This is a genomic window from Hwanghaeella sp. 1Z406, assembly GCF_048892425.1.
GTDB lineage: Bacteria > Pseudomonadota > Alphaproteobacteria > UBA8366 > Aestuariispiraceae > Pacificispira.
Genome location: NZ_JBLZHU010000002.1, coordinates 53,839 through 77,810, shown reverse-complemented (window position 1 = coordinate 77,810; position 23,972 = coordinate 53,839). Strand labels below are relative to the sequence as shown.

The 23,972-nt window shown below is 57.3% G+C and carries 23 protein-coding genes; 11 read left to right on the top strand and 12 right to left on the bottom strand.

From position 1 onward, the window contains the following. The gene (gene hrcA, locus ACOSDR_RS04685) at positions 1–1,119 is read right to left on the bottom strand and encodes a heat-inducible transcriptional repressor HrcA (protein WP_420723331.1); all 1,119 of its coding nucleotides are present in this window, start codon (positions 1,117–1,119) and stop codon (positions 1–3) included. A 100-nt stretch (positions 1,120–1,219) separates the two neighbouring features. Here hrcA and rph point away from each other — a divergent pair, with 100 nt between their 5' ends. The 7 genes from rph to ACOSDR_RS04650 all read left to right on the top strand — a co-directional run bounded on the left by rph (position 1,220) and on the right by ACOSDR_RS04650 (position 7,479). Then, positions 1,220–1,933: a ribonuclease PH gene (gene rph, locus ACOSDR_RS04680; RefSeq protein WP_420730527.1), complete on the top strand. Its 714-nt coding sequence runs from the start codon at positions 1,220–1,222 to the stop codon at positions 1,931–1,933. Between the two features lie 12 nt (positions 1,934–1,945). Next, positions 1,946–2,545 (top strand): RdgB/HAM1 family non-canonical purine NTP pyrophosphatase, encoded by a 600-nt coding sequence (rdgB, locus tag ACOSDR_RS04675; protein ID WP_420723333.1) that lies wholly within the window; start codon positions 1,946–1,948, stop codon positions 2,543–2,545. Further along, positions 2,542–3,696: a radical SAM family heme chaperone HemW gene (gene hemW / locus ACOSDR_RS04670; protein WP_420730526.1), complete on the top strand. Its 1,155-nt coding sequence runs from the start codon at positions 2,542–2,544 to the stop codon at positions 3,694–3,696. Before rdgB ends, hemW begins: the two co-directional genes overlap by 4 nt. A 76-nt stretch (positions 3,697–3,772) precedes the next feature. Next, positions 3,773–4,765, top strand: a complete 993-nt coding sequence (dctP, locus tag ACOSDR_RS04665; protein ID WP_420723335.1) for a TRAP transporter substrate-binding protein DctP — start codon at positions 3,773–3,775, stop codon at positions 4,763–4,765. 50 nt (positions 4,766–4,815) lie between these two features. Further along, complete coding sequence (locus tag ACOSDR_RS04660; RefSeq protein ID WP_420723336.1) at positions 4,816–5,316, top strand: TRAP transporter small permease; 501 nt, start codon at positions 4,816–4,818, stop codon at positions 5,314–5,316. Further along, positions 5,313–6,587: a TRAP transporter large permease gene (locus ACOSDR_RS04655; RefSeq protein ID WP_420723337.1), complete on the top strand. Its 1,275-nt coding sequence runs from the start codon at positions 5,313–5,315 to the stop codon at positions 6,585–6,587. The genes ACOSDR_RS04660 and ACOSDR_RS04655 overlap by 4 nt, the downstream gene beginning before the upstream one ends. A 10-nt stretch (positions 6,588–6,597) precedes the next feature. Then, positions 6,598–7,479 (top strand): isocitrate lyase/PEP mutase family protein, encoded by an 882-nt coding sequence (locus ACOSDR_RS04650; RefSeq protein WP_420723338.1) that lies wholly within the window; start codon positions 6,598–6,600, stop codon positions 7,477–7,479. Here the strand turns inward: ACOSDR_RS04650 and ccmI are convergent, their stop codons facing one another. The 10 genes from ccmI to ACOSDR_RS04600 all read right to left on the bottom strand — a co-directional run bounded on the left by ccmI (position 7,480) and on the right by ACOSDR_RS04600 (position 16,846). Beyond that, positions 7,480–9,243, bottom strand: a complete 1,764-nt coding sequence (gene ccmI / locus ACOSDR_RS04645; protein WP_420730525.1) for a c-type cytochrome biogenesis protein CcmI — start codon at positions 9,241–9,243, stop codon at positions 7,480–7,482. Between the two features lie 2 nt (positions 9,244–9,245). Beyond that, a complete protein-coding gene (locus tag ACOSDR_RS04640; protein ID WP_420730524.1) occupies positions 9,246–9,785 on the bottom strand; it encodes a cytochrome c-type biogenesis protein in 540 nt (179 codons plus the stop codon). Beyond that, positions 9,782–10,366 carry a DsbE family thiol:disulfide interchange protein gene (locus ACOSDR_RS04635; protein WP_420723341.1) on the bottom strand — a complete coding sequence of 195 codons (585 nt, stop codon included), beginning with the start codon at positions 10,364–10,366 and terminating at the stop codon, positions 9,782–9,784. The genes ACOSDR_RS04640 and ACOSDR_RS04635 overlap by 4 nt, the downstream gene beginning before the upstream one ends. A 15-nt stretch (positions 10,367–10,381) precedes the next feature. Further along, positions 10,382–12,403 (bottom strand): heme lyase CcmF/NrfE family subunit, encoded by a 2,022-nt coding sequence (locus ACOSDR_RS04630; protein ID WP_420730523.1) that lies wholly within the window; start codon positions 12,401–12,403, stop codon positions 10,382–10,384. Between the two features lie 21 nt (positions 12,404–12,424). Then, positions 12,425–12,952, bottom strand: a complete 528-nt coding sequence (gene ccmE / locus ACOSDR_RS04625) for a cytochrome c maturation protein CcmE (protein ID WP_420730522.1) — start codon at positions 12,950–12,952, stop codon at positions 12,425–12,427. Beyond that, complete coding sequence (gene ccmD / locus ACOSDR_RS04620) at positions 12,949–13,155, bottom strand: heme exporter protein CcmD (protein WP_420723344.1); 207 nt, start codon at positions 13,153–13,155, stop codon at positions 12,949–12,951. The genes ccmE and ccmD overlap by 4 nt, the downstream gene beginning before the upstream one ends. 11 nt (positions 13,156–13,166) lie before the next feature. After that, the gene (ccmC, locus tag ACOSDR_RS04615; RefSeq protein ID WP_420723345.1) at positions 13,167–13,958 is read right to left on the bottom strand and encodes a heme ABC transporter permease CcmC; all 792 of its coding nucleotides are present in this window, start codon (positions 13,956–13,958) and stop codon (positions 13,167–13,169) included. Between the two features lie 190 nt (positions 13,959–14,148). Beyond that, positions 14,149–14,829, bottom strand: coding sequence for a heme exporter protein CcmB (ccmB, locus tag ACOSDR_RS04610; RefSeq protein ID WP_420723346.1), 681 nt, complete (start codon positions 14,827–14,829; stop codon positions 14,149–14,151). Then, a complete protein-coding gene (ccmA, locus tag ACOSDR_RS04605) occupies positions 14,826–15,470 on the bottom strand; it encodes a heme ABC exporter ATP-binding protein CcmA (protein ID WP_420730521.1) in 645 nt (214 codons plus the stop codon). Before ccmA ends, ccmB begins: the two co-directional genes overlap by 4 nt. A 236-nt stretch (positions 15,471–15,706) precedes the next feature. Beyond that, a complete protein-coding gene (locus ACOSDR_RS04600) occupies positions 15,707–16,846 on the bottom strand; it encodes an OmpA family protein (RefSeq protein ID WP_420730520.1) in 1,140 nt (379 codons plus the stop codon). Positions 16,847–17,152: 306 nt separating this feature from the next. Between ACOSDR_RS04600 and ahcY the strand changes: the two genes are divergently transcribed. Beyond that, positions 17,153–18,442, top strand: a complete 1,290-nt coding sequence (gene ahcY, locus ACOSDR_RS04595; protein WP_420723349.1) for an adenosylhomocysteinase — start codon at positions 17,153–17,155, stop codon at positions 18,440–18,442. 237 nt (positions 18,443–18,679) lie between these two features. Next, the gene (locus ACOSDR_RS04590) at positions 18,680–20,938 is read left to right on the top strand and encodes a PAS-domain containing protein (RefSeq protein ID WP_420730519.1); all 2,259 of its coding nucleotides are present in this window, start codon (positions 18,680–18,682) and stop codon (positions 20,936–20,938) included. A 24-nt stretch (positions 20,939–20,962) separates the two neighbouring features. On the opposite strand, the gene ACOSDR_RS04585 is transcribed toward ACOSDR_RS04590, so the two are convergent. Next, a complete protein-coding gene (locus ACOSDR_RS04585; RefSeq protein WP_420730518.1) occupies positions 20,963–22,000 on the bottom strand; it encodes an NAD(P)/FAD-dependent oxidoreductase in 1,038 nt (345 codons plus the stop codon). A gap of 181 nt (positions 22,001–22,181) precedes the next feature. On the opposite strand from ACOSDR_RS04585, the gene ACOSDR_RS04580 reads away from it, so the two are divergent. Together ACOSDR_RS04580 and ACOSDR_RS04575 are read left to right on the top strand one after the other, a co-directional pair. Continuing rightward, positions 22,182–23,195 carry an aminoglycoside phosphotransferase family protein gene (locus ACOSDR_RS04580; protein WP_420730517.1) on the top strand — a complete coding sequence of 338 codons (1,014 nt, stop codon included), beginning with the start codon at positions 22,182–22,184 and terminating at the stop codon, positions 23,193–23,195. Next, complete coding sequence (locus tag ACOSDR_RS04575) at positions 23,192–23,935, top strand: nucleotidyltransferase family protein (protein WP_420730516.1); 744 nt, start codon at positions 23,192–23,194, stop codon at positions 23,933–23,935. Before ACOSDR_RS04580 ends, ACOSDR_RS04575 begins: the two co-directional genes overlap by 4 nt. Positions 23,936–23,972 lie beyond the last annotated feature (37 nt).

The window sequence follows — 23,972 nt, the reverse complement described above, 5'->3', positions numbered from 1 at the left end:
TCAAGTCCGGTTTGCACTCACCAGGCGTCCAACCACCTTGGCGGTGTAATCAACCATGGGGATAATGCGGGCATAATTCATGCGCGTCGGGCCCAGGACGCCGATCGCACCGACAATTTTTTCCTTGCCGCCATTTGCGCCCGCACCATTGCCATAGGGCGCGACAATCATGGAACAGCCCGCCAGGGAAAAGAGTTCGTTTTCGGCCCCTATGAAGATCTGAACACCCTGGGCGCCATCGGCGGCATCCAGCATGCGCCACAGGTTTTCTTTCGCCTCAAGCGCCGTGAATAGGGCGCGTATCCGTTCCAAATCCGCCATCGCGGTCACATCGGTCAACAGGTTCGATTGACCAGACACGATCAGCACCCCATCGCCAGAGGCAACATCGGACCATGTTGCCAGACCGGCTTCGACAACTTTCGCTGTCAGGGTGTCAATCTGGCTTTTGTCACGGCTGATTTCATCGGCAATGGCGCTGCGGGCATCGGCGATTGATTGCCCGACCAAACGGGCCGTCAAATAATTCGCAGCCTCTATCAAGGCAGAGGGCGGCAGGCCCAAGGGCAGTTCAATCAGGCGGTTTTCCACCATGCCGCTGGCGGTCACCATGACAACCAGGGCCCGCCCAGGACCCAGGGGTACGAATTCGATGTGTTTTAATTCCCCTTCAGCCTTGGGGGCCATGACCAATCCTGCACAGCGGCTCAGGCCCGACATCAGGCTGGAGGCTTCCTCCAACACCTGGGTGACCGAACGACCGGCGGTCTGGCACTGCCCTTCGATGGCTTCCCGATCTGTGGGGTTCAGTTGACCGGATTGTAACAGCCCATCGACGAACAGCCGAACCCCCATATCGGTTGGCAGACGCCCGGCAGAGGTATGCGGCGCATATAGCAGCCCGGCATCCTCTAAATCCGCCATGGCGTTGCGGATTGTTGCTGCTGATAGTCCCTGATTGAGACGTTGCGACAGGGTGCGCGAGCCAATGGGTCCGCCCGTCTCGACATAAGCCTCGACGACCAAACGCAAAATGTCTCTGGACCGTTCGTTTAATTCTGTGATCATAGCATTCAGTATGTAGGCAGTTGCCAGCCCAGCGTCAATTGCTCCTGTCATCCCAGCAGATCATTGTCTTTATGCCTTCTAAGCTGGACGGGACCGGTCTGAGCCGGTAAAGCGATTAACCATAATTGTTAAACAAAAGTAAGGAATATGTATGCGCCCCTCCGGTAGAGCCCAGGATCAGTTGCGAGACATCGTGCTGGAAACCGATGTTTCACGCTATGCAGAAGGGTCTTGCTTGGCGAAATTCGGTAACACCCATGTACTGTGCACAGCCTCTGTCGAAGATGGGGTTCCATCCTTTCTGCGCAATTCCGGCAAGGGCTGGGTGACGGCGGAATATGGCATGCTGCCACGGTCCACCCACAGCCGCATGGATCGCAAGCGCACCGCCGATAGTGGACGCAGCCAGGAAATTTCGCGCCTGATCGGGCGGTCTTTGCGGGCGGTGGTTGATATGAAAAAGCTGGGTGAACGTCAGATCCGAATCGATTGTGACGTTATTCAGGCCGATGGTGGCACCCGCACGGCGGCAATTACCGGCGGCTATGTTGCGTTGGCGCTGGCGATCAATCACATGACCAAACTGGGCGCCCTGACGGCCAGCCCGTTGAAAGGGTCAATTGCGGCGATCTCCTGTGGTTTGTATCAGGGAGAGGCCGTTCTGGATTTAGATTATGATGAAGACTCCACCGCCCAGGCAGATGCGAATTTTGTCCTGACAGGCACTGGTGGCGTTGTTGAGGTTCAGGGTACAGCAGAGGGCGAACCCTTTAGTGAGGCGCAATTTTTAGCCCTGATGAAACTGGCGCAGAGTGGTTGTGCGACCTTGACCAAAGCGCAAAATATCGCGCTTGGGGTGGAATAGGAGCAACGGTCGATGGCGCGGCGGTTCGATGGTGATCGGCTGGTAATTGCCAGTCATAATCAAGGCAAGGTCCGCGAAATCGCGGATCTATTGCGCCCATTCCAGGTGCAGGTCTTCTCTGCTGCTGAAATGGATCTGCCTGAGCCAGAGGAAACCGGCTATACTTTTCTGGCCAATGCGGAACTAAAAGCCCGCGCCGCAGCGACAGGCGCGAATATGCCGGCCCTGGCGGATGATTCTGGCCTTGCCGTTAAGGCATTGGACGGCGCGCCTGGAATCTATTCCGCCCGATGGGGGGGTAAGAATAAGAATTTCGATCTGGCGATGAACCGCGTCCATCGCGCCTTAATTGGCAAATCCGATAAATCAGCAGCCTTTATCTGCGCATTGGCTTTAGCCTGGCCCGACGGGCATATCGAAGCGTTTGAAGGTCGTGTCGAAGGGCATATTGTGGAGCCAGGCCGGGGTGATAACGGGTTTGGCTATGATGCAATTTTTCAAGCCGATGGCGAAGATCTGACCTTTGGGGAGATGGACCCAGAGGCAAAACATGCGATCAGCCACCGCGCCGATGCGTTTGATCAACTGGTCGCAGCCTGTTTTACCAAATGACCGAATTGCCGACCCCGCTGGCGCTGTATATCCACTGGCCCTTCTGCAAGGCGAAATGCCCGTATTGCGATTTCAACAGCCATGTGCGTGACGGCATTGATCAACCGCGCTGGCGCGCCGCTTTGTTGCGGGAATTGGAGACCGCGCTGGTCGGCCTGGAGGACCGTCCACTGGGATCGATCTTCTTTGGCGGGGGCACACCATCGCTGATGGACCCGGATACGACCGCTGCCCTGATTTCCCGCGCCACAGAGATCCTGACCCCGACCGAAACTTTGGAAGTGACATTGGAAGCCAATCCGACATCGGTGGAGGCGGATCGGTTCGCCGCCTATCGTCAGGCCGGGGTCAATCGTGTGTCTTTGGGTATTCAGGCCCTGGACGATGCGTCGTTGAAATTCCTGGGGCGTGAACATTCGGCCCGCGAAGCGATTGCCGCGATTGATCTGGCGCGCGCGCATTTCCCTCGATTGTCCTTTGACCTGATCTATGCCCGGCAGGGTCAGACGCCAGACGCCTGGGCCAGTGAGTTGAGCCGCGCCATCGACCTGACGGCGGATCATCTGTCGTTGTATCAATTGACCATCGAGCCTGGCACACGCTTTTTCACGCGCGAGAAGCTGGGCGAAGCCCTGACGGTTGAAGAAGAGATAGGGGCGGCCTTGTATGAGGCGACACAGGATCGTCTTGGCGCCCTGGGCCTGCCTGCCTATGAGATTTCCAACCATGCGCGCCCTGGCGCTGAAAGCCGTCATAATCTGGCTTATTGGCGGTATCAGGACTATGTCGGGATCGGGCCTGGTGCCCATGGTCGTGAAACCCGCAAGGGTCAGAAAATCGCCACCGTGCGCCACCGGTTGCCGGAACGCTGGCTGACAGGGGTAGAGACAGAGGGGCACGCCCTGGCGGAAACGGAACGCCTGGATGCAGAGCGACAGTATCGTGAAATCCTGCTGATGGGACTTCGGCTGGCAGAAGGGGTGCCGGAAGACCGGTTAAAGGCCGCCACGGGATCGGGTTTTGAGGCCTTGGAGTCTGCCCGGTTGGATGCCCTGCAAGAGGAAGGATATGCCACCGTGTCTGATAATCGTTTGATCGTGTCCCCGTCGGGCCGCCAACGCTTGAATGCGGTTCTGTCATATCTGCTGTAAGTTGTTGACGCGGTTTCAAGTCTGGTTATTCTCCCTTTACCAAAAAAATTAAAAGACAAAATATCGGGAGGAAAATATGAAACAGTTCTTGGGGGCCATCGGCCTCGCAACCGCCTTGTCACTATCCGCAGGCCAAAGCTCCGCTGCGGATCTCACTTTGCGCATTTCCCTTCAATTGCCACTGAAGAGCCATCTGGGTGAAAATCTGGTCCTGTTTAAGGACGAGGTGGAGAAAACCTCAAATGGTGAAATCGCCGTTGAAATTTATGACAGTGCGCAGCTCTACACCGATAAAGAAGTGCCCGCCGCCGTTGGTGCCGGGTCCATTGAAATGGGCGTTGCCTCGCTGACCCGTTATTATGGTGATGTCCCGGCGGTGGATATTTTCTATCAACCCTTCCTGTTCGATACAGAGGAGAAGGTTCGCAAGGCCGTTGCAAAGGGATCTCCCATTCGTGGGCCGATTGATGCTGCTATTGCGGAAACCGGATCAACGGTATTGTGGTGGCAGGCCTATGGCGGCGCGATCATGTTGTCCAATGGCGGCCCGCTGAAGACTCCGGCGGATCTGGAAGGCAAGAAAGTCCGTGTCTTCGGTAAAACCCTGGGGGATTTCACAGAAGCAACCGGCGGTGCGCCGACCATGATTTCCGGCTCGGAACAGTATCTGGCCTATCAGCGCGGCACGGTGGATATCGGCATGACCGGTGTTTCCGGCGTGAAATCCCGCAAGTTATGGGAAGTGATGGATACCATCACCGTGACGAACCATGCGGATATCGAATTTATCGTTGTGGTGAATACTGATTTCTGGAATGGCCTGACCGACAAGCAACGGGCTCTTATCGAAGCCGCTGCGACCAAGGCGGAAAATGATGTGCGCGATCGGATGTCGTCCATTGAGGCGGAAGCCTACGGGGCGGCAAAAGAGAACGGCATGCAAATCTATACGCCGACCGCTGAAGAATTGGCAGAATGGCGCAAGGCCAGCCAGCCGGTCTATGATGCTTTTAAAGCGAAGACCGGGGCCCTGGGCGAAGAAATGCTGAAAGCGGCGGAAACGTTCTAGAACCGAAAGGATGCTGCGCTGCCCGATCAGCAGCGCAGCATCATTCATTTATGAAAATTTTCGAATCCTTCACATTTTTTTTGGCATGGATCGCAGCGGTCTTGTTTGCGGCCACGGGCGCAATGCTGACCTATGAAGTGATCATGCGCTATTTCTTCATTTCGCCGACAATATGGGCGGCGGAACTCAGTCAGTTGTGTCTGATCTGGGGCAGCTTGATCGCCATGGCCTGGGCCTTGCGTTGGGGGCGTCATATCGCGGTTGATGCGGTCGCGGTCCTGTTGCCGGTTCCCATTCGTCGGCAGACCGACGCCCTGGCGATGATTGTTGTCGCCGTATTCAGCGTCATCCTGGTGTGGAAGGGCGGCCTGATCTTCTGGGATTCATTCGAGCGCGGCCGCACCACCGCGACGATGCTGGATTTACCCTCCTGGATTGGCGAATTATCGGTTCCCTTTGGGTTTGCCATTCTGGCCGTGCAGGCGGTCATCGAAGTCATAGCAACACTGCGGGGCCAGCGGGATGCCAATCGAGAGGCCCATGCGGAATGACGGTTATTCTGATCCTGATCGCATTGTTTTCGCTGTTGCTGATCCGTGTGCCGGTTGCGTTTGCCTTGGGCGGGCTGGGGCTGGCCCTGTTGTTTCTGGGCGGGTTTTCACCGCTGATGGCACCACAGGCGGTTTTGTCGACCCTGGACGGATTTATCCTGCTGGCGGTGCCGCTGTTCCTGCTGATGTCCAATATTCTGCTGAAAGGCGGTGTGGGGAAGGACCTGTTTGGGGCCGTTCATGCTTGGGTTGGTCACTGGCCGGGCGGGTTGGCTGTGGCGACAATCCTTTCTTGTGGTATTTTCGCCGCGATCTCTGGTTCATCGGTTGCGACCGCAGCGACAATCGGAACCGTGGCGATACCGGAAATGATCTCGCGCGGGTATGAAAGACGGTTTGTCTATGGCTTGCTGGCCGCGGGCGGTACTTTGGGCATTCTGATCCCCCCATCCATCCCCATGATCGTGTATGGGTTCGTGACGGAAGAATCGGTGATTGCCCTGTTTCTGGCGGGGATTGGTCCTGGTATTGCGTTAATCGTCCTGTTTGTCGTCTTTTCCATGGTGCATGCACGGTTCTGGGGCGGGCAGGCGATGGAACCTGCATCGGGCTGGGAAGAACGAAAACGCGCCACGATGCGGGCACTGCCCAGCCTGGCCTTGGCGCTGTTGATCATTGGCGGCATTTATTCCGGCGCCTTCACGCCGACTGAGGCAGGGGCTATTGGCTTTGCCGCGGCGCTGTTCATCACTGTCTTCGTGTTGCGGTCGTTAAGCTGGAAAGGCTTCAAAGAAGCGCTGTTTCAATCTATGGCGACAACTGTGGCGATCCTGCTGATCATCGCCGGGGCTAAGATTTTCGGGAAGGCGATCACGCTGTACCGCATTCCCCAGGATATTTCGATGTTCATCAGTGGTGCGATCGATACCCGCCTGGTTTTCATTATTGTGATCAGTCTCATCCTGCTGGCGATGGGTCTGGTCTTTGAAACCCTGTCGATGGTGTTGATTATGACACCGGTTCTGTTGCCTGCCGCGATGGCAATGGGTTTTGATCCGATCTGGTTTGGCATTTACATGGTGGTGATGGTCGAATGTGCACTGATAACGCCGCCGGTGGGGCTGAATCTATATGTCATTCAATCGGTCGCCCGGTCCAGTCTGGGTGATGTCTCCCGCGGCGTGGTGCCCTTTTTGGGCCTGATGCTGCTGATCGTGTTGATCATGTATCTGTGGCCTGATCTGGCCCTGTATATCCCTTTTAAACTGTGAGTAGCTGACCATGACTCAATCGGCCCCGGATAAACTGCGCACGCTGCTGCGAGAAGACCGGTTGCATGTAATGCCGTGCTGTTTCGATGCGCTGTCGGCAAAGCTGATTGAACAGGAAGGATTTGGCCTGACCTTCATGTCGGGTTTCGCGACTTCGGCGTCACGTATCGGCGCACCCGATCTGGGATTGATGAGCTATGGCGAAGTGCTGGATCAGGCGCGCAATATCACGGATGCGATCACCATTCCGCTGATTGGCGATGGGGATACCGGCTATGGCAATGCGATGAATGTTCGGCGCACGGTACAGGGTTTCGCCAAGGCGGGCTGTGCGGCCGTGATGATCGAAGACCAGGTGGCCCCGAAACGCTGTGGTCATACACCGGGCAAGGCGGTGGTCGGCCGGGAAGAGGCCTATGATCGCATTCGTGCGGCGGCCGATGCCCGGGCGGCGGGCGCGGATATTCTGATCCTGGCCCGCACTGATGCCCGCCATGAACATGGTCTGGGCGAAGCCATAGAACGTGCCGCCAAGTTTCAGGAACTGGGTGCGGATATTCTATTCGTGGAGGCCCCGAAATCGGTGGAGGAGATGCGCCAGGTCTGCGACTCCCTGCCTGGCCCTAAAATGGCAAATATTGTGGAGGGCGGCGAAACACCGGACCTGTCCCATGCGGAATTGCGCGACATCGGTTATGCCATCGCGGCCTATCCATTGACCCTGATGGCGGCTGCGATGCGCGCGATGGTAACGACCCTGTCGGCGATGAAGCAGGATGGCGACCGCAGCACCCATCTGATGGACTTTAAGGAATTGCGCCAGCGGATCGGTTTTGACGACTATTACGCCGCGTCAGAGATCTATCAATCATCCCAACGCAAGATGGACTGATCAGTTTCCAGCCGGATACATGCGGGTGATTTCGGCCTGCAAGGCGCGGTATTCTTCTGATCCCGGTACCAGATTGGCCAAGGCCTTGTCGAAATAATCCCGCGCTGCGTCCCGCTGGTCACGTTGATAGGCATCCAGACCCAGGAACCACAGGGCCTCAATATTATCCGCATCCAGTGCCAGGACGTCACGCATCAGGGCCACGGTTTCCGGGGTTTGCTGATCGCCCGCGACGCTGCGCATCAGGCGCGCCCGTTCGATCAGGTAATCGACATTCTCCGGGGCCAGGGCGGCGGCTTTTTCCAGTGCCGCGATGGCCTCTTCCGGGCGGTTCAGCACGCGATAGGATCGGCCCAGCATCACCCAGCCCTGCAAGTCGTTGGGATTCTGTTCCAATCGGGCCGCCAGCGTACCGACCATTCCTTCAATCATCGCCATCTGATCTTCTGGGGTCATGTCCTGTGCAGCGGCGATGTCTTCCTGGGTTGGGCCGGGCCTGTCTGTTGATGCCTCCTCCAGGCCCAATTCCGCAGCCAGCGCATTCAATTGCTGGGTCGGAACCGGGGCGGACGCGAATTGCGCCCTGGCGGTTTCCAGGGACGCCTGTGCAGCCTCCTTATCGCCCAGCACGACCTGGGAGCGGATCAGGCGCATCCATCCGGCGAAATCACTAGGGTCTTCTGCCAGCCGCGCCGCCAGTCCCTCAACCATTCCCTGGATCATGTCCTGGCGCTGATCGGGTGCCATCTGTTCAGCGGCGGCGATATCGTCGGCGCTAGGGCCAGCTGATTGGCGTTTTGCATCCTCCAGGGTTCCCAGGGCGGGGGGCGATGCTGCGGGCAGCTGTGCAAATTGACGGGAGATATCAACGCCCATTTCATCGGCCAATGCCTGTGCCCTTTCCCGAACGGACGGGATCCAGGGCGCATCTGCTGATGCGGATTTAAGCAGATTCAGCCAGCCATCCAATGCCTCCTTATAGCGCCCTTCCTGACGGGCATAATCCGCCAGATAGAAACGCGCGCGAACATCATCGGGCTGCTTGTTCAGGACCTTCTGGAAGACGGTTGCCGCGGTATCAGTGACATCGCCATCGGCCCAGAAGACCAGGGCCTCCCCATAGGCGGAATTAAGGGTTGGATCGTCTGGATTATCCTTCAATGCCTCCATATAGGCGCTGGCGGCGGCTTCGAAGTCGCCCCGCATCATTTCCGTGCGCCCCAACAGCGCCCAGTCTTCCGATCCGCCCTGTCCGGCCTGTAAACGCCCACGCAACTGGCTGGCCGCAGCGTCCAGAGTGCCTGCTTCGGTAGTGCCGGCATTGGGTTGGGTTTGGTTGCCGCCTTGTGCTAATTGCAGTTCCGCCTGACGCAGTGCCAGGGGCATGTCTGGATTGCGGGGATCGCCCATGCGGCCATACAGCAGCACCGAAGCAAAGACCGCAGCGATTATCACAGTGCCGCCAATCGCGTGTGCGGTGCGGCTTGTACCCGAACGTTTTTTCTCTTTCTCAAGCTCAGACTGGCGTTTGTCGGCGATCAACAGACGCCGCCCGATTTCGACGCGGCTGGCTTCCGCTTCTTCCGGGGTAATGCGATTGCGGGCCAGATCTCGCTCTACTTCCCGCAATTGGGATTTGAAAACGGCGACATCATAGGCGGCCGTATTCAGGGGGTCATCCTCCGGCGGCTTGTTCAGAAACGGTCGGGCGATGGCATAGCAGGTGGCTGCTGTTATCGCGATGGCGAAGACCCAGAAAATCATACTCACATCTTCCCGCTTTTTTCAGTACGGCGTTCTTGCGGCGACTCTTCGGCCATCAATTCTGCCAATCTTTGCCGCTCTGCCGGGCTCAGACCCGAATTGGTTGCGATTGGCGTTACATCGGCTTCCGGTGTGCGATTGCGATACCACAGGAAGATAATGACCATCCCAATCGCGACCAGCAGAAACGGCCCGGCCCAAAGAAAAATCGTTTCCAGATTAACCGGTGGTGTCAGCAGAACATAATCGCCATAACGGGCGACCAGATAGTCTTTCACCTGTTGATTGCTGTCCCCGGCAGTCAGGCGTTCGCGCACAATGATGCGCAAATCCCTGGCCAGATCTGCATTGGAATCGTCAATCGACTGGTTTTGACAGACCAGACAGCGGATATCCTTGGATATCTCCCGCGCGCGGCTTTCCAGTTTCGGGTCAGTTAACATCTCGTCCGGCAAGACAGAAAATCCGGGCGTCGCAGTAATCACACTGGCTGGTATCGCCAGCGCGACAAGGATCGTAACAATCAGACAGAGATTTTTCATTGCGCCCTCAAGGCCTCTATACGGGGCATAAATTCTTCGTTCAGGACACGCGGTGAAATCGGTCCGACATATTTGTAAACCACTTGTCCCTTAGCGTTGATCAGGAATGTTTCGGGATAGCCATAAACGCCCCATTCGATGCCTGCCCGTCCTGTCGGGTCATAGCCGATGCGGGTATAGGGGTCGCCCAGTTCGTCCAGCCAGGCCAGGGCCGCGTCGCGCGTATCCTTGCTGTTGAGGCCATAGACGGGGATGTTCTCCTCACGCGCCAGGGCGGAGATTATCGGATGTTCTGCGCGACAGGGGACACACCAACTGGCAAATACATTGACCAGAATGGGCTGGTCATTTCCGGGCGTGGGGCCAAAATCCTGTGGACCAAATCCGGGCTTGTCCTGTTTCAGGGCCTCCAGTTCAACGCCAGGCACGGGCTCGCCGATCAAGGCAGAGGGAATCAGACTGGGATCCTTGCCAAACAGCAACTGATACCCCATCGCACCAACCAATCCGGAAAAGATCAACAGGGGCAGTAAACCCAGTAAATATTTGTTCCTCTTGGCGCGTGGGGCGTCTTGGCTCACAGTTGATCTCGCTGTCTATTCCGCAGGATGGGCAGAAGGGGAAGGGGCATCGGGTGTTGAATTGATTACGGCAGCGCTGCGTTTGGGGGCACCAACCCGCAACCGGCGATCACTTAAGGACAATAATCCCCCGATCACCATGAAAATTGCCCCCGCCCACATCCAGGGGACCAGAGGCTTGAAGTACAGCCGCACCGTATAGCGCCCCTGTCCAACCGGTTCGCCCAGCACAGCGTACAGGTCATACCAGGAGGCGGAGCGTATTGCCGCCTCTGTCGTGACCTGACCATTGGACAGGAACTGGCGGTTCTCCGCCTTTAAGGTAAAGCTTTGATCCGTCCCGGAATCGCGGGGGGTGACAGTGAATTCGCCCCGTGTGGCAGTGTAATTCGGGCCGGGCACTTGTGTCACACCGGTCAGCGTGAAATCGAATTGGGCGACCTCAACGGTTTGTCCGATCGTGATCGCCTCAATCTTCTCGGTCGTTAACAGCGAGGCGCCGGTGGCACCTGCTACCACAATCGCGATGCCGAAATGGGCCGCGCTCATCCCCCAGGCCGCGCGCGGCAGGTTCAAAAGCCGCCCAAAGGCCTGGCCAAAACCGATGGACCGGGTGGGGCGTATCCTCCGATAAATCTCCGTCACCACCGATCCGACCAGCCAGGCCGATACGGCGATGCCCAACAGCGCATAGGCCTGCTGACCCCAGATCACAATTCCGGCCAGAACTGTCACGACGACGGCAAAGACAAAGGCGGTGATCAACAGGCGCAATACAGGCGTCAAATCCGCCCGCTTCCAGGGCAGAAACGGCCCGACCCCTAAGGCGACGAACAGGGGGATCATGATCGGCACGAAGGTCGCGTTGAAAAACGGCGGGCCGACGGAAATCTTGTCATTGGTCAGCAATTCCAGAAACAAGGGATACAGGGTTCCCAGCAGCACTGTTGCCGCTGCGGTGGTCAGCAGCAGATTGTTCAGAACCAGCGCCCCTTCGCGGCTGATCGGGCGGAACAGCCCTCCCCCGGACAGGCTGGGCGCGCGCCAGGCATACAGGGCAAAGGACCCACCGATGGAGACGGCAAGCAGCATCAGGATGAAAACCCCGCGCTCGGGATCGCTGGCAAAGGCATGGACGGAGGTCAGGACCCCGGAGCGCACCAGGAAAGTACCGATCAGGCTGAGCGAGAAGCCAATAATCGCCAGCAGGATGGTCCAGCTTTTCAGGGTATCGCGCTTTTCCACGACGATTGCGGAATGCAGCATCGCGGTAGCCACCAGCCAGGGCATGAAGCTGGCATTTTCCACCGGGTCCCAGAACCAGAATCCGCCCCAGCCCAATTCGTAATAGGCCCACCAGGACCCAAGGGCGATCCCGCCGGTCAGAAAGGACCAGGCCAATAATGTCCAGGGTCGCACCCAGCGCGCCCAGGCGGCATCCACCTTGCCCTCAATCAGGGCGGCGCAGGCGAAGGAGAAGACGATAGAGAGCCCGACATAGCCGATATAGAGCATGGGCGGATGAAACGCGAGGCCGGGATCCTGCAACAGTGGGTTCAGGTCCTGACCTTCCAGCGGCGCTGGAAACACCCGTTCGAACGGGTTTGACGTCAGGATCATAAACAGCAGGAAGCCAACTGTGATCGTTGCTTGAATAGACAAGGTGCGCGCTTTCAGGCCCGGCGGCAGGTTCCGCCCGAAAATGGCAACCAACGCCCCGAAAAGTGCCATCACCGCGACCCACAGCAGCAAGGACCCTTCGTGATTACCCCAGACGCCTGAAATCTTGTACAGCATTGGCTTTAGCGAATGGGAGTTCGCCACCACATTCAGTACCGAAAAATCCGATGTGACATAGGCATGCATCAGTGCCAGAAAGGCAAACATCAACAGGGCGAATTGCACCAGTGCGGTTGGCACGGCAACGCCCATCCACTGCATATCTCCCCGTGCGGCACCCAGCATCGGCAGAATGGCCTGAACCAGGGCGACGCCCAGGGCCAGGGTCAGGGCATAATGGCCTAGTTCCGCAATCATGGAGTCGCCTTTTCGTTCGGGTTATGCTTTCGCCTTACAGGGATCTGCCGTGCCGGAGGCCTGAATTTCAGCAACGCTTTCATCGCCCTTCCAGGTCCCGGCGCGCTTCATCGCTTCAACAACTTCCGTCGGCATATAGGTTTCGTCGTGTTTTGCCAGGACTTCCTTGGCGACAAAGGTGCTGTGACCGGTATCCAACTGACCCAGGGCGACCACGCCCTGTCCATCCCGGAACAAACTGGGCAGCAATCCGGCATAGGTTACCAGGACGGCGTTGCTGCCATCGGTGATCCTGAATTCGCGGGTGACGCCGTCTTCGCGGATGTGGCAACTGCCAACCTCGACCAGGCCGCCAATGCGAAATGTCGCCCCTTCCGGCACCTTGCCTTCTGCGACCTCCGATGGGCCAAAAAAGAAGGTTACATTCTCCTGCAAGGCGGACAGGGTCAATGCTGTGGCCGCCGCCAGGAACAGAGTGCCGCACAGAACCAGTGTCAGACGGACTTTCTTTCGGCGGGCGGCGGGGGATCTGCGTTTCACGTCACTCATTGGGTCTCTTTCGATCGTGCCGCTGGCGCTGACTGGCGCGCGCGGCTTGCTTCCAATTGCTCCAATTCCGATCGGCGTTTCTTCCAGGTCAGAATTGATTGTATCAGCAGGATGACCATCCCCCCAAAACATAGGCCATAAGACGCCCAGATGTAGGGGCCGTATCCGCCCATCGCCAGAAAATCACCGAAACTATCAAACATATGACCGCCCCCTAACCCGCCCTTAGACCGGCGCGTAAGGCGCGCAGGCGGACCGTCGCCAGTTCGCCCCGCAGCCTCAGGACGAGCAGAATCAGAAAAAACAGGCTGAATGCCGCCAGCATTAACAGCAGCGGCAACAGCATGGATGGGGGCAGCGCACTGCCCTGTTGCGCGGCGGCGGCGGCGATGTCGGGTTGTTGCAGCCCGGATGTCGCAACCTCTTCCCCACCGGAAAACAGGTCCCCAAACAGGGTCGATTTTTGATGTAATGTGTTGAAGAAATAAACCGAGAATTTGATGATCGGAATATTGACGATTCCAACCACGGCCAGGATGGCTGCTGGTTTGTCACCCCGGGCCGGATCATCAAAGGCATTTGCCAGCGCCAGATATCCCAGGAACAGAAAGAACAGGATCAGCATCGACGTCAGGCGCGCATCCCATACCCAATAGGTGCCCCAGGTCGGTTTGCCCCACAGCGATCCCGTAACCAGACAGATCAGCGCGAAAACACATCCGATCGGGGCGGCCGCGCGCGCGATCAGGTCCCCCAGCGGATGTTTCCAGATCAGGAAACTGGCGCTGCCCAGGGCCATGACAATATAGGCCCCCTGTGCCAGAAAGGCGGTGGGGACGTGGATATACATGATCCGCACAGTGTCAGATTGCTGATAATCGGCGGGAGACGCCCATAGCCCGAAATACAGGCCAGCCCCCATCAACGGGATGCACAGGGCGACCATCCAGGGCAGCATCGCCTCTGCCACGCGCATGAACTGACTGGGATTGGCAAACCGATGCATATCATTCCACCCTGATGGATGCCCGTTTGTGGATGCCCGCCGGGTGATTGCCCGCCTTATGGGTGCCCGTCGGGCTGATTTTGCATTCCTGTATCGGAATGTCTTTATCTCTACACATTCTCGTCGCGACGTGCACCTTGATTTCGTTATTCAATTTAGGAAAGTCCGGGCAAAAACGCCATCCCTTCCGTTATCCCTCGACACCATGTCGCACGGCAGCGGCGGCGGCCAGCGGGGCCAGCGGTATTGCCGCGACTAAAATCGCCGCCAGATATAGAAAATGCGCCCGCGCTTCAAAGCCGGTCAGGACGGAATCGACCGCCGTCACGCCAAAGATCAGGATCGGGATATACAGGGGCAGGACCAGCAGGGCGATCAGCAAACCGGCCCGTCTGGCCCCCAGGGTCAAGGCCGCCCCGACCGCCCCGATCAGGCTCAGGCTGGGCGTTCCCAGGGCCAGGCCAATCAACAATGTGCCATAACCGGCGGGGGGAAAATTCAATAAAATCCCAATCACGGGGGTAATTGCGATCAGCGGCAGACCGGTGGTCAACCAATGCGCCAGGGCCTTTGCCAGCACTGTCAGCACCAGGGGACGGGGCGTCAGGACCATCTGTTCCAGGCTGCCATCCGCCAGGTCCTGTTCAAACAGCCGGTCCAGCGACAGCATGACGGATAACAAAGCCAGAACCCAGATCACACCGGGCGCGATGCGGGCCAGGGTCTCCGGCGCGGGGCCAACCCCGAATGGAAACAGCGAGGCGGCAATGGTGAAAAACCCCAGTACCAGCGCCAGGTCCGCGCTTTGACGCAAGGCCAATCGCAGGTCGCGGATCAGAACGGCATAAAAGCCGGCCAGGAAATCTGTCATACCGGCGCCTCCGATCGAAACGCGGCCGGGGTGAAATCTCCTAGATCCAGGGTTTTTGCACCTGGTAGCTGGAATTCGATATGGGTCGACAGGATAACAACGCCGCCCTGGGCCCGATGATCCATCACCATCTGTTCAACGGTGGCAACGGCATTTGTATCCAGCCCCACGGTGGGTTCATCCAGTAACCACAGATCTGCGGGGCTTAGCAACAGGCGCGTTAAGGACAAGCGGCGGCGCTGGCCTGAGGACAGAACACGGCCCGATAGCGCAGCCAGCTCTGTCAGGTTCAAGGTGGCAAGTGCTGCATCAACCCGGTCCGGCGTGCCCAGCAAGGTCGCCCAGAACCGGGCGTTTTCCTGAACACTCAATGTCGATTTGACGGGATCCAGATGCCCCAGATAGGCGGTGGCGGCGCGGTGGCCTTCCATATCGTCTGAAATAGGGCGACCGTTTGCGGTTATCTGACCATCTAATGGGGATAGCAATCCGGCCAGTAAGCGCAACAGGCTGGACTTTCCACTACCATTTGGACCGGTCAGCAGCAGGGCGTCACCTGCGTCCAGCGAAAAATCCAGGCCTTCGAACACCAGCCTGGGTCCGCGCAAACAGGTCAGAGAGGTCGCTGTCAATCGTGCCATGCCAAAGCAAATCCCAAGTAAGCGGCCTCGTTTGCGCCGACGTATTTGCTAGTCAAACAACCACAAATCTCAAGTAAGCGGCCTCGTTTGCGCCGACGTATTTGCTAGTCAAACAACCACAAACCCCAAGTAAACGGCTATGGTTACGCACATGGGAATGCATGTGACCATAGTGTTGTGGCGACAACACGGGATATCGTCAAGCTGTGGATATTACCGCAAATGCATGGCGTGGATTATTCCAGGACAATCTCAACCCGGCGGTTCTTGGCTTCGCGTACGCCGTCGCCCGTATCAACCAGTGGCTCGGCTTCGCCGCGCGCGAAGGTGACAATCCCGGTCGCCGGCTGCCCCAGTTGCACCAGCATGGCGCGGACCTGATCCGAACGCTTCTGGGACAGGGTCATGTTATAGGCCTTGGGACCGGACGTATCTGCATGCCCGGTCAGTATGATACGGGCAACTTTGCCGTCTTCTGCATATTTTGCCGCCTGGCGCAGGATTGCTTCTGTCGCGGGGGACAGCTCTGCTTTGTCCCAATCGAAATAGACCAGGAAATTGCGGGTGATTTCCGGCTCTTCCACGGCGGGGGGTGGTGGCGGCGGCGGTGGCGGGGCTTCTGCGATAGGAGGCAGCGGCTCTGGTTCTGCGACAGGTTCTGGTGCGATCTCAACAGCTGCTTTTGCGGGCATTGGTTCTGGTTCAGGGTCCGCCGCCGCCATGGATTTCCCGACAGGGAAGCTATAGCGCAGCCCGACGGTGAACATGTGATTGTAAAACTCTGACCGTGTATCGGTGCCATTGACCGTGGTTGCATGAACTTCCGGGATGGCCAGGAAGTTATACTGACCGGTCAAGGCAAGACTGTCGGTCAGGTCAACTGACACACCGGCCAAGGCCTGAAGGGCCAGTGCAGGTTCAGATTTTTCATTCAGGGATGTGGTGCCACCACCTGCCGTGCCAATCGGGCTGACGCCATCAAAATTGACATAGGCAACCCCGGCCCCAACCCCGACATAGGGGGTAAAGCCATCTGCCTCGAAATCGTACAACCCGTTCACGATCAGGGTCCAGGCGTCAACATCCCCATTCCCGGAGGCGCCGGAAATACTGTCGACGGCGCTGCTGCGATAGCCTGCTTCCAGTTCCGCGCGCCAACCTTCTTCATATTTGAACCCGAATGTTGCCAATCCGCCCGGTCCGCCGGAATGTTCGATGTTCTGATCCGCATTCGTGACATCAAGGTCCTGCTCGTGCGGAAGATTGTATCCGGCACCCACACCAATATAGAAACCGTCTTCGCGCGCCTGTGTCGCGCCGATACTCAGGCACAAGGCCCCGATCGTTGCTGCAGAGGTCAGAAGGATGCGTTTCATTGGACCCACCAAAGTTTGTCGTCTGTGGATGAGGCCTGTGTTAAAAATAATACTATGCCCCATACTGTATTCACATACTAACTGTAGTGATTTGCGCTTTATGTCGAGGGTAAAATTAGGTGCAGACGCAATTTGTTGTGGTTAATTTCTCATGTTAGACCTGATTTTTCTTTCCTGACGGATGTTTGACCGGTTTAGAGTGAAAAGCGCCAACGCCTTGCCGGGCGGCGGTTCCCCTGCTATATGCCCGCCCGACGAAACGGGTGCTATCGGGCACCTTTCTGAATAACGAAGAAGGGAAGAACCATGGCCGACGACTTTAAAGTCAAGGACATCTCGCTGGCGGCTTGGGGCCGTAAGGAAATCGAACTCGCTGAAATCGAGATGCCTGGCCTGATGGCCCTGCGCGAAGAATTCGGTAAAGAACAGGTCCTGAAAGGGGCCCGCATCGTCGGGTGCCTGCATATGACCATCCAGACGGCGGTTCTGATCGAAACGCTGACGGCCCTTGGCGCGGAAGTGCGCTGGTCATCCTGCAATATTTTCTCCACCCAGGATCATGCGGCTGCGGCGATTGCCGCCAGTGGCGTACCGGTCTTTGCCTGGAAGGGCATGAGTGAGGAAGAATTCTGGTGGTGCATCGATCAGACCATCGAAGGCCCGGACGGCTGGAAGCCGAACTTGATCCTGGACGATGGCGGTGATCTGACAATCCGCATGCACGAAAAGCGCCCGGAACTGTTGGATGATGTACGGGGCCTGTCAGAAGAAACCACGACAGGTGTCCACCGTCTGTACGAGATGGAAAAGAAAGGCACGCTGCGCGTTCCGGCCATCAATGTGAATGACAGCGTTACCAAATCGAAATTCGACAACAAATATGGCTGTCGTGAAAGCCTGGTGGATGCCATTCGTCGGGCAACCGATGTGATGATGGCGGGCAAGGTTGCTGTTGTCGCTGGGTATGGTGATGTGGGCAAAGGATCTGCCGATAGCCTGCGCAATGCCGGTTGTCGCGTCATGGTGACCGAAGCCGATCCGATCTGTGCCTTGCAGGCGGCGATGGAAGGCTATGAGGTTGTGACCATGGATAAGGCCGCATCACGGGGCGATATTTTCGTCACCGCGACGGGCAATGTCGATGTCATCACCGTTGACCATATGCGCGCCATGAAGGACCGGGCGATTGTCTGCAATATCGGTCACTTTGACAGCGAAATTCAGGTCGAAGCCCTGCGCAATATGAAATGGGACAATATCAAGCCCCAGGTCGATCAGATTGAATTCTCAGACGGCAAGAAGATCATCCTGCTGGCCGAAGGCCGTCTGGTGAATCTGGGCTGTGCGACGGGTCATCCCAGCTTTGTGATGAGTGCGTCATTCTCCAACCAGGTTCTAGCCCAGATCGAATTGTGGCTGCGCAGCGCGCAATACGAAAAGAAAGTCTATGTGCTGCCCAAGCATCTGGACGAGAAGGTTGCGGCCCTGCATTTGGCCAAGGTCGGCGCGGAATTGACGGTGCTGTCAAAGGAACAGGCCGATTATATCGGTGTTGATGTGGCGGGCCCGCACAAGCCGGAAGCCTATCGTTATTAACACCGCATCACGCGGTCGCGTGAGCGGAAACAAATGCATCACGCGGTCGCGTGAGCGGAAATAAAAGCATCACGCGGTCGCGTGAGCGCTTAATTTAATAAGGGCGGCTGCCTTCGGGCATGCCGCCCTTGTTGTTTCAACGATTGCGGCTCTTTTCGTTCCGGGCAAAATTAGCATACAGTTTCCATCGGTTTCCGGCAGTCTTGCCATTGCAGGCCGTTCAAAGGGGGATTGTGCATGATATGGCAAATCGCGACGGTCGCGGGGGGCGTGTTGACAGTGGCGGTGTTGGCTTTGTTAGCCCGCAACCTGCGTCACAGTCAGGCCCTTAGGGAAGAAAAAGCGACACTGCGCGACCATCTGAATGCATCCCCTTTTGCGTGCCTTATTCTTCAATCAGAGGGATGGTGGCTGAACCAGAAAGCCCAGGAACTCTTAAATCACCCAGACCAAAGCCCTATCGATACGCCGACCCTGTTGGCGTGCATCAATGCCGCACAGCAACAGGCCTTATCCGACTGTCTGGACGCCCTGCGTTACGACCAGAAGCCCTTTTCGCAAAGCTTGGAAACGTCGGGTTTGCAGCGCGCTGTTTATGTAACCGGGATGTGGTCGAATTCCTGTGCGGTTCTGTGGATGCAGGATGAGGGGGCGACGCTGATGTTGACGGAGCGCATGGCTGAAATGGAACACCAAGCGCTGTTTCTGGAAAAACTGCTGGATGCCGTCCCGATGCCAATCTGGTGGCGCGATCCTCAGTCGCTGGATCTGTCCGGGTCGAACAATGCCTATAATACCTTGTTGGGGGTTGGTGATGACCCCAGCCGGGCGCGGGACCTGGCGCGCCTGGCCCAGCGCACAGGCATGGCACAAACGGAAAGCCGTCATCTGGTGCTGGATGGCAGTCGGGTTGCCATTGATGTAACGGAAGCTCCGGTCCAGGGATTTCCAGGTGCGGTGGTTGGGATCGGTCGGGATATGACGGCCCTGGAAAACCTGCAAATGTCCCTGGCCGAGCATATCTCTGTGCAGGATCAGGTGTTGGAGCGATTGACCTCCGCAATTGCGATTTACGGGCCGGATCGCCGCCTGAAATTCTACAATACGGCCTATGCTGAAATGTGGACTCTGACGCCGGAATTTCTGGACAATCAGCCCAGTGTCGGCACGGTGCTGGAAACGCTCAGACAGCGTGGGATTATTCCAGAAACATCAGACTTTCCGGCCTATAAGAAATCACGGGAGGCATTGTTCACCCATTTGATCGATGCGCGCGAAGACATGATCCATCTGCTCAACGGGCGGACGGTGCATGCCATCATTTCCCCGCATCCATTGGGGGGGCTGATCTATCAGTATCAGGATGTGACCGACCAATTGGCCCTGGAAACATCCCATAATGAATTGATCGCGGTCCAGCGGTCGACCCTTAATTCTCTGTTCGAGGGGGTTTGTGTCTTTGGGCGCGATGGCCGCCTGAAGCTGTTCAACAGTGTGTTTGCCAATATGTTTGATCTGGATATCGACTGGTTGGCCCAAAGCCCGCATATCTCTGCTGCGGCGGAAAAGGCCAAGGGGAAGTTGCTGATTGAAGGCGATTGGGACGGCCTGAAGCAAAGAATCATAACCCGGATTTCAGAGCCCAAGGCACGCCAGGGCCGCATGCTTTTAAGCGATATGCGGGTGCTGGATTATGCCTATGTTCCGCTGCCCGATGGGCAATGTCTTCTGTTATATCTGGATGTGACCGATACGACCCGCGTTGCCGAGGCACTGCGCGAGCGCAATCGTGCCCTTGAAAATGCAGATCTGCTGAAAAGCCAATTCATTGCCAATATGTCCTATGAACTGCGCACGCCTCTGAACGCGATTATGGGATTTGCAGAGCTGTTGAAGATGGAAATGTTTGGCCCCTTGTCGGATCGGCAAAGCCTGTATGTTGATGATATCCTCTCAGCCTCAACCGATCTTTCCGAGCTGATTGGGGAAATTCTGGATCTTGCAGCGGTTCAGGCCGGTTTCATGGAATTGGACCTGCAAAAGGTCGATATTGCCGTCGTAATGCAGGATATTGTTCAGGTGCGGATAGGCAGCAATCCTGCGGATCAGAAAGCTGTTGTTTTTGACGCGATCCACCCGGCACCGATCCTGGCGGATATCCGGCGCATCAATCAGGCGCTGAATTGTTTCATGGATGATGCGCTTTACGTGCTGGATCGGCGCGACACCCTGTCCGTTGCCGTTGCGCATATGGAGGATCAGCAGATCTGTCTGACCATGACTGTTCCGATCCGGAATTTTGACGAACCATCCTGGGCTAAGTCCATTTGCGGCCTGACAGAAAAGGGAATGTTAGAACCTTCGCTGGCGACGGGTGCTGACATCGGGATCAGCCTTGCGCGGTCGCTGATTGCGGCACAGGGCGGGTCCCTGTCAATGACAGACGATAGCCAGACACTGATCTGTACATTCCCCGCCTGCCCAGCGGATGTTTAGCGAACCGCGCACCACACTATAGGGTTAGTTACCCGGAACCCCCTGTGTCGTGGAATATTCGAAATGCAGCGGTTCATCGGGATAGACGATGCCATGGATCTTGTGCGCCGCCGCCGCCGCATCGGCGAATCCTTGGAGGATCAGCTTCAGCTTACCGGGATACAAGGCAACATCACCAATGGCAAACAGGCCCGGAATGGCGGTTTCACAACTGGTACGGTCCACCAGGATCGTGTTCTTTTCCACCGCAAAGCCCCAGTCGGCAATCGGTCCCAGCTTCGCCGCCAGACCGAAAAAGGGCAGCAGAATATCCGCGTCCAATGTGCGTTCGCCGCCATCGAAATCTTTCACCGTGACGCCTGAAAGGATCCCGTTCTCCCCAACCAGACCGCTGAGCTGATAGGGTGTGACCAGTTCCAGTTTGCCTTGGTCGACCCAGGCCTGCATGCGGTCGACCATATCAGGTGCGGCGCGGAATTTGTCGCGACGATGGACGACATAAACCTTCTGCGCGACCTCTGGCAGGGAGACCGCCCAGTCGACAGCAGAATCGCCCCCGCCTGCAATGACGATGCGCTTGTCGCGGAAATCTTCCCGTCGCTTGACCATATAGAAGACGGATTTGCCTTCGTAATCTGCCAGATGATCCAATGGAGGGCGGTTTGGACCAAAGGCCCCGCCCCCGGCGGCGATGATAACCGCCTTGCAGCGGAATTGCGTACCCTTGGATGTCGTCAGGTCAAAACCGCCATCGGGTCGCACGACCAGTTCGGTGACCTGTTGGTTGACGTGATAGACCGGCTTGAACGGGGCTGCCTGTGCCTCCAGTTTCTCAATCAGCACCGCGCCTTCAATCCGGGGATGGGCGGGGATGTCGAAGATCGGCTTTTCAGGATAAAGCGCAGTGCATTGCCCCCCGACTTCTTCCAAAGAATCAACGACATGGGCGCGAATTTTCAGCATGCCCAATTCGAAAATGGCAAATAATCCAACAGGTCCGGCACCAACAATGACCACGTCGGTTTCAATCGGCGGGTTTTTCGGTGTCGTCTGATCGGTCATATCTGAATTCCTAGCAATGATATCTGGGCAGGGGTGTCTTGGGTTCGTCGCATTCGGGTGATAAGAAAGGTGCCAGACCCAACCCGTCAAGTGTTCTGACGTCGAAATGTGCCGGAAAATCACACTCGCCTTTGCGGAGAATCTCCTCTAACGCTATGGTTTCATATTGGAATTGGGATTTATGACAGGCGATCGCCCTCAACAGATTGACGCGTTTCTGGCAACTGCGGGCTGGTCCGGTGCGGCCCATGATACATTGGCCGATGATGCCTCTTTTCGGCGGTATGAACGTGTCCGGCTTTCCGACAGGCAGGCGGTGCTGATGGACGCCCCGCCCGATAAGGAAGACACGCGACCCTTTGTGACGGTGGCGCAGATCCTGCGTGATTTGGGGCTCAGCGCCCCGGAAATCCTGGCACAAGATGCGGATCAAGGCTTTTTGCTGTTGGAAGATTTGGGGGATGATACCTATACCCGCGTGCTGGCGCGGGGTGGGGACGAAGCGGCGCTGTATGCCCTGGCGCTGGAAACCCTGATCCATTTGCACCAGACATTTCCGGTGCGCGATCAGGTGCCCCCCTACACGATTGATAAAATGATGTCGGAAGCGACGCTTCTGATCGATTACTTCTGGCCGGCGGTGAAGGGACATCCCTGTCCGGAATCCGAACGGGTCCTGTTTCAGGGATTGTGGCGCAATGCCTTGGCCCATGCTTTCGCCGTGCCGTCCAGTCTGGTCCTGCGGGATTATCACGTCGATAATCTGGTCCATCTGCCGGATCGTGACGGGGTTGCCGCATGCGGTCTTCTGGATTTCCAGGACGCGGTCATTGGGCCGATCAGTTATGATCTGGTCTCCCTGCTTGAAGATGCCAGACGGGATGTACCGCTGGACATGGCGAAAGCGCTGATGCGGCGCTATTTTCAGGCCTTCCCGGCCTTGCCCCCGGAGGCCTTGGCGCTGTCCTATGCCGTGATGGGGGCGCAACGGGCGACCAAGATCGTCGGGATTTTCACGCGGCTGGATCGACGGGATGGCAAGCCCGGCTATCTGCGCCATATACCGCGTACCTGGCGTTGGCTGGATGGGGGGCTATCCCATCCGATGCTGCGGGATTTGAAATCCTGGTATGATCTGCATTTCCCGCCGGACCTGCGCATCGCGCCAGACAGCCAGCCAAGGACCCTGAAATGACCCCGCCAGTGTCCCCCGCAATCACGACCGCAATGATATTGGCCGCTGGGTTTGGGAAGCGCATGCGTCCCCTGACAGAAACCCGGCCAAAGCCCCTGGTTGAGCTGTGCGGGTCGCCTCTGATCGATTGGACGATGGCGCGGTTGCGGGCGGGCGGCCTGACGCGGTTTGTGGTGAACAGCCACTATCTGGGCGATCAGATCGCGGCCCATTTCAAGGATCAGCCCGACGTCACGCTGTCCCCGGAAGAGGTCATTCTGGAAACAGGCGGCGGCGTGAAAAAGGCGCTTTCAGCCTTGGGGTCTGCCCCTTTTATCACGGCGAATGCTGATATCGTCTGGCTGGATGGCCCGACCCCTGCTGTTGCACGCATGGCTAAAGCTTTTGATCCAGACATAATGGATGTGCTGTTGCTGCTGCATCCGGTGACAACGGCGGCGGGGGATTACACGGGCGTTGGTGATTATACGCTGGATCAGATGGGGGTGGCGGCACGCCGTGTTGAACAGGCCGTTGTGCCCTATCTTTATGCCGGAGTGTCGGTGATGACGCCTGGTATGTTCGAAGGCGCACCTGAAGGATCGTTTTCCTTGAACTGGGTTTTCGACAGGGCGGAACAGGCAGGCCGATTATATGGGCTGGTTCATGATGGGGAATGGTATCATATCGGCACGCCACAGGCCTTGCAGGAGACCCAATGGGTAATCGCGCGCGGGCACACCAAATCCAACACCAGATGATGCTTGTTGCGGTCCTGCGAGTCCCGGTAGTCTTTTA

Bases quoted from the DNA above. Each gene is read 5' to 3' on its own strand.
- hrcA (WP_420723331.1), bottom strand. From the start codon at position 1,119: ATGACAGGAGCAATTGACGCTGGGCTGGCAACTGCCTACATACTGAAT.
- rph (WP_420730527.1), top strand. From the start codon at position 1,220: ATGCGCCCCTCCGGTAGAGCCCAGGATCAGTTGCGAGACATCGTGCTG.
- rdgB (WP_420723333.1), top strand. From the start codon at position 1,946: ATGGCGCGGCGGTTCGATGGTGATCGGCTGGTAATTGCCAGTCATAAT.
- hemW (WP_420730526.1), top strand. From the start codon at position 2,542: ATGACCGAATTGCCGACCCCGCTGGCGCTGTATATCCACTGGCCCTTC.
- dctP (WP_420723335.1), top strand. From the start codon at position 3,773: ATGAAACAGTTCTTGGGGGCCATCGGCCTCGCAACCGCCTTGTCACTA.
- ACOSDR_RS04660 (WP_420723336.1), top strand. From the start codon at position 4,816: ATGAAAATTTTCGAATCCTTCACATTTTTTTTGGCATGGATCGCAGCG.
- ACOSDR_RS04655 (WP_420723337.1), top strand. From the start codon at position 5,313: ATGACGGTTATTCTGATCCTGATCGCATTGTTTTCGCTGTTGCTGATC.
- ACOSDR_RS04650 (WP_420723338.1), top strand. From the start codon at position 6,598: ATGACTCAATCGGCCCCGGATAAACTGCGCACGCTGCTGCGAGAAGAC.
- ccmI (WP_420730525.1), bottom strand. From the start codon at position 9,243: ATGATTTTCTGGGTCTTCGCCATCGCGATAACAGCAGCCACCTGCTAT.
- ACOSDR_RS04640 (WP_420730524.1), bottom strand. From the start codon at position 9,785: ATGAAAAATCTCTGTCTGATTGTTACGATCCTTGTCGCGCTGGCGATA.
- ACOSDR_RS04630 (WP_420730523.1), bottom strand. From the start codon at position 12,403: ATGATTGCGGAACTAGGCCATTATGCCCTGACCCTGGCCCTGGGCGTC.
- ccmE (WP_420730522.1), bottom strand. From the start codon at position 12,952: ATGAGTGACGTGAAACGCAGATCCCCCGCCGCCCGCCGAAAGAAAGTC.
- ccmD (WP_420723344.1), bottom strand. From the start codon at position 13,155: ATGTTTGATAGTTTCGGTGATTTTCTGGCGATGGGCGGATACGGCCCC.
- ccmC (WP_420723345.1), bottom strand. From the start codon at position 13,958: ATGCATCGGTTTGCCAATCCCAGTCAGTTCATGCGCGTGGCAGAGGCG.
- ccmB (WP_420723346.1), bottom strand. From the start codon at position 14,829: ATGACAGATTTCCTGGCCGGCTTTTATGCCGTTCTGATCCGCGACCTG.
- ccmA (WP_420730521.1), bottom strand. From the start codon at position 15,470: ATGGCACGATTGACAGCGACCTCTCTGACCTGTTTGCGCGGACCCAGG.
- ACOSDR_RS04600 (WP_420730520.1), bottom strand. From the start codon at position 16,846: ATGAAACGCATCCTTCTGACCTCTGCAGCAACGATCGGGGCCTTGTGC.
- ahcY (WP_420723349.1), top strand. From the start codon at position 17,153: ATGGCCGACGACTTTAAAGTCAAGGACATCTCGCTGGCGGCTTGGGGC.
- ACOSDR_RS04590 (WP_420730519.1), top strand. From the start codon at position 18,680: ATGATATGGCAAATCGCGACGGTCGCGGGGGGCGTGTTGACAGTGGCG.
- ACOSDR_RS04585 (WP_420730518.1), bottom strand. From the start codon at position 22,000: ATGACCGATCAGACGACACCGAAAAACCCGCCGATTGAAACCGACGTG.
- ACOSDR_RS04580 (WP_420730517.1), top strand. From the start codon at position 22,182: ATGACAGGCGATCGCCCTCAACAGATTGACGCGTTTCTGGCAACTGCG.
- ACOSDR_RS04575 (WP_420730516.1), top strand. From the start codon at position 23,192: ATGACCCCGCCAGTGTCCCCCGCAATCACGACCGCAATGATATTGGCC.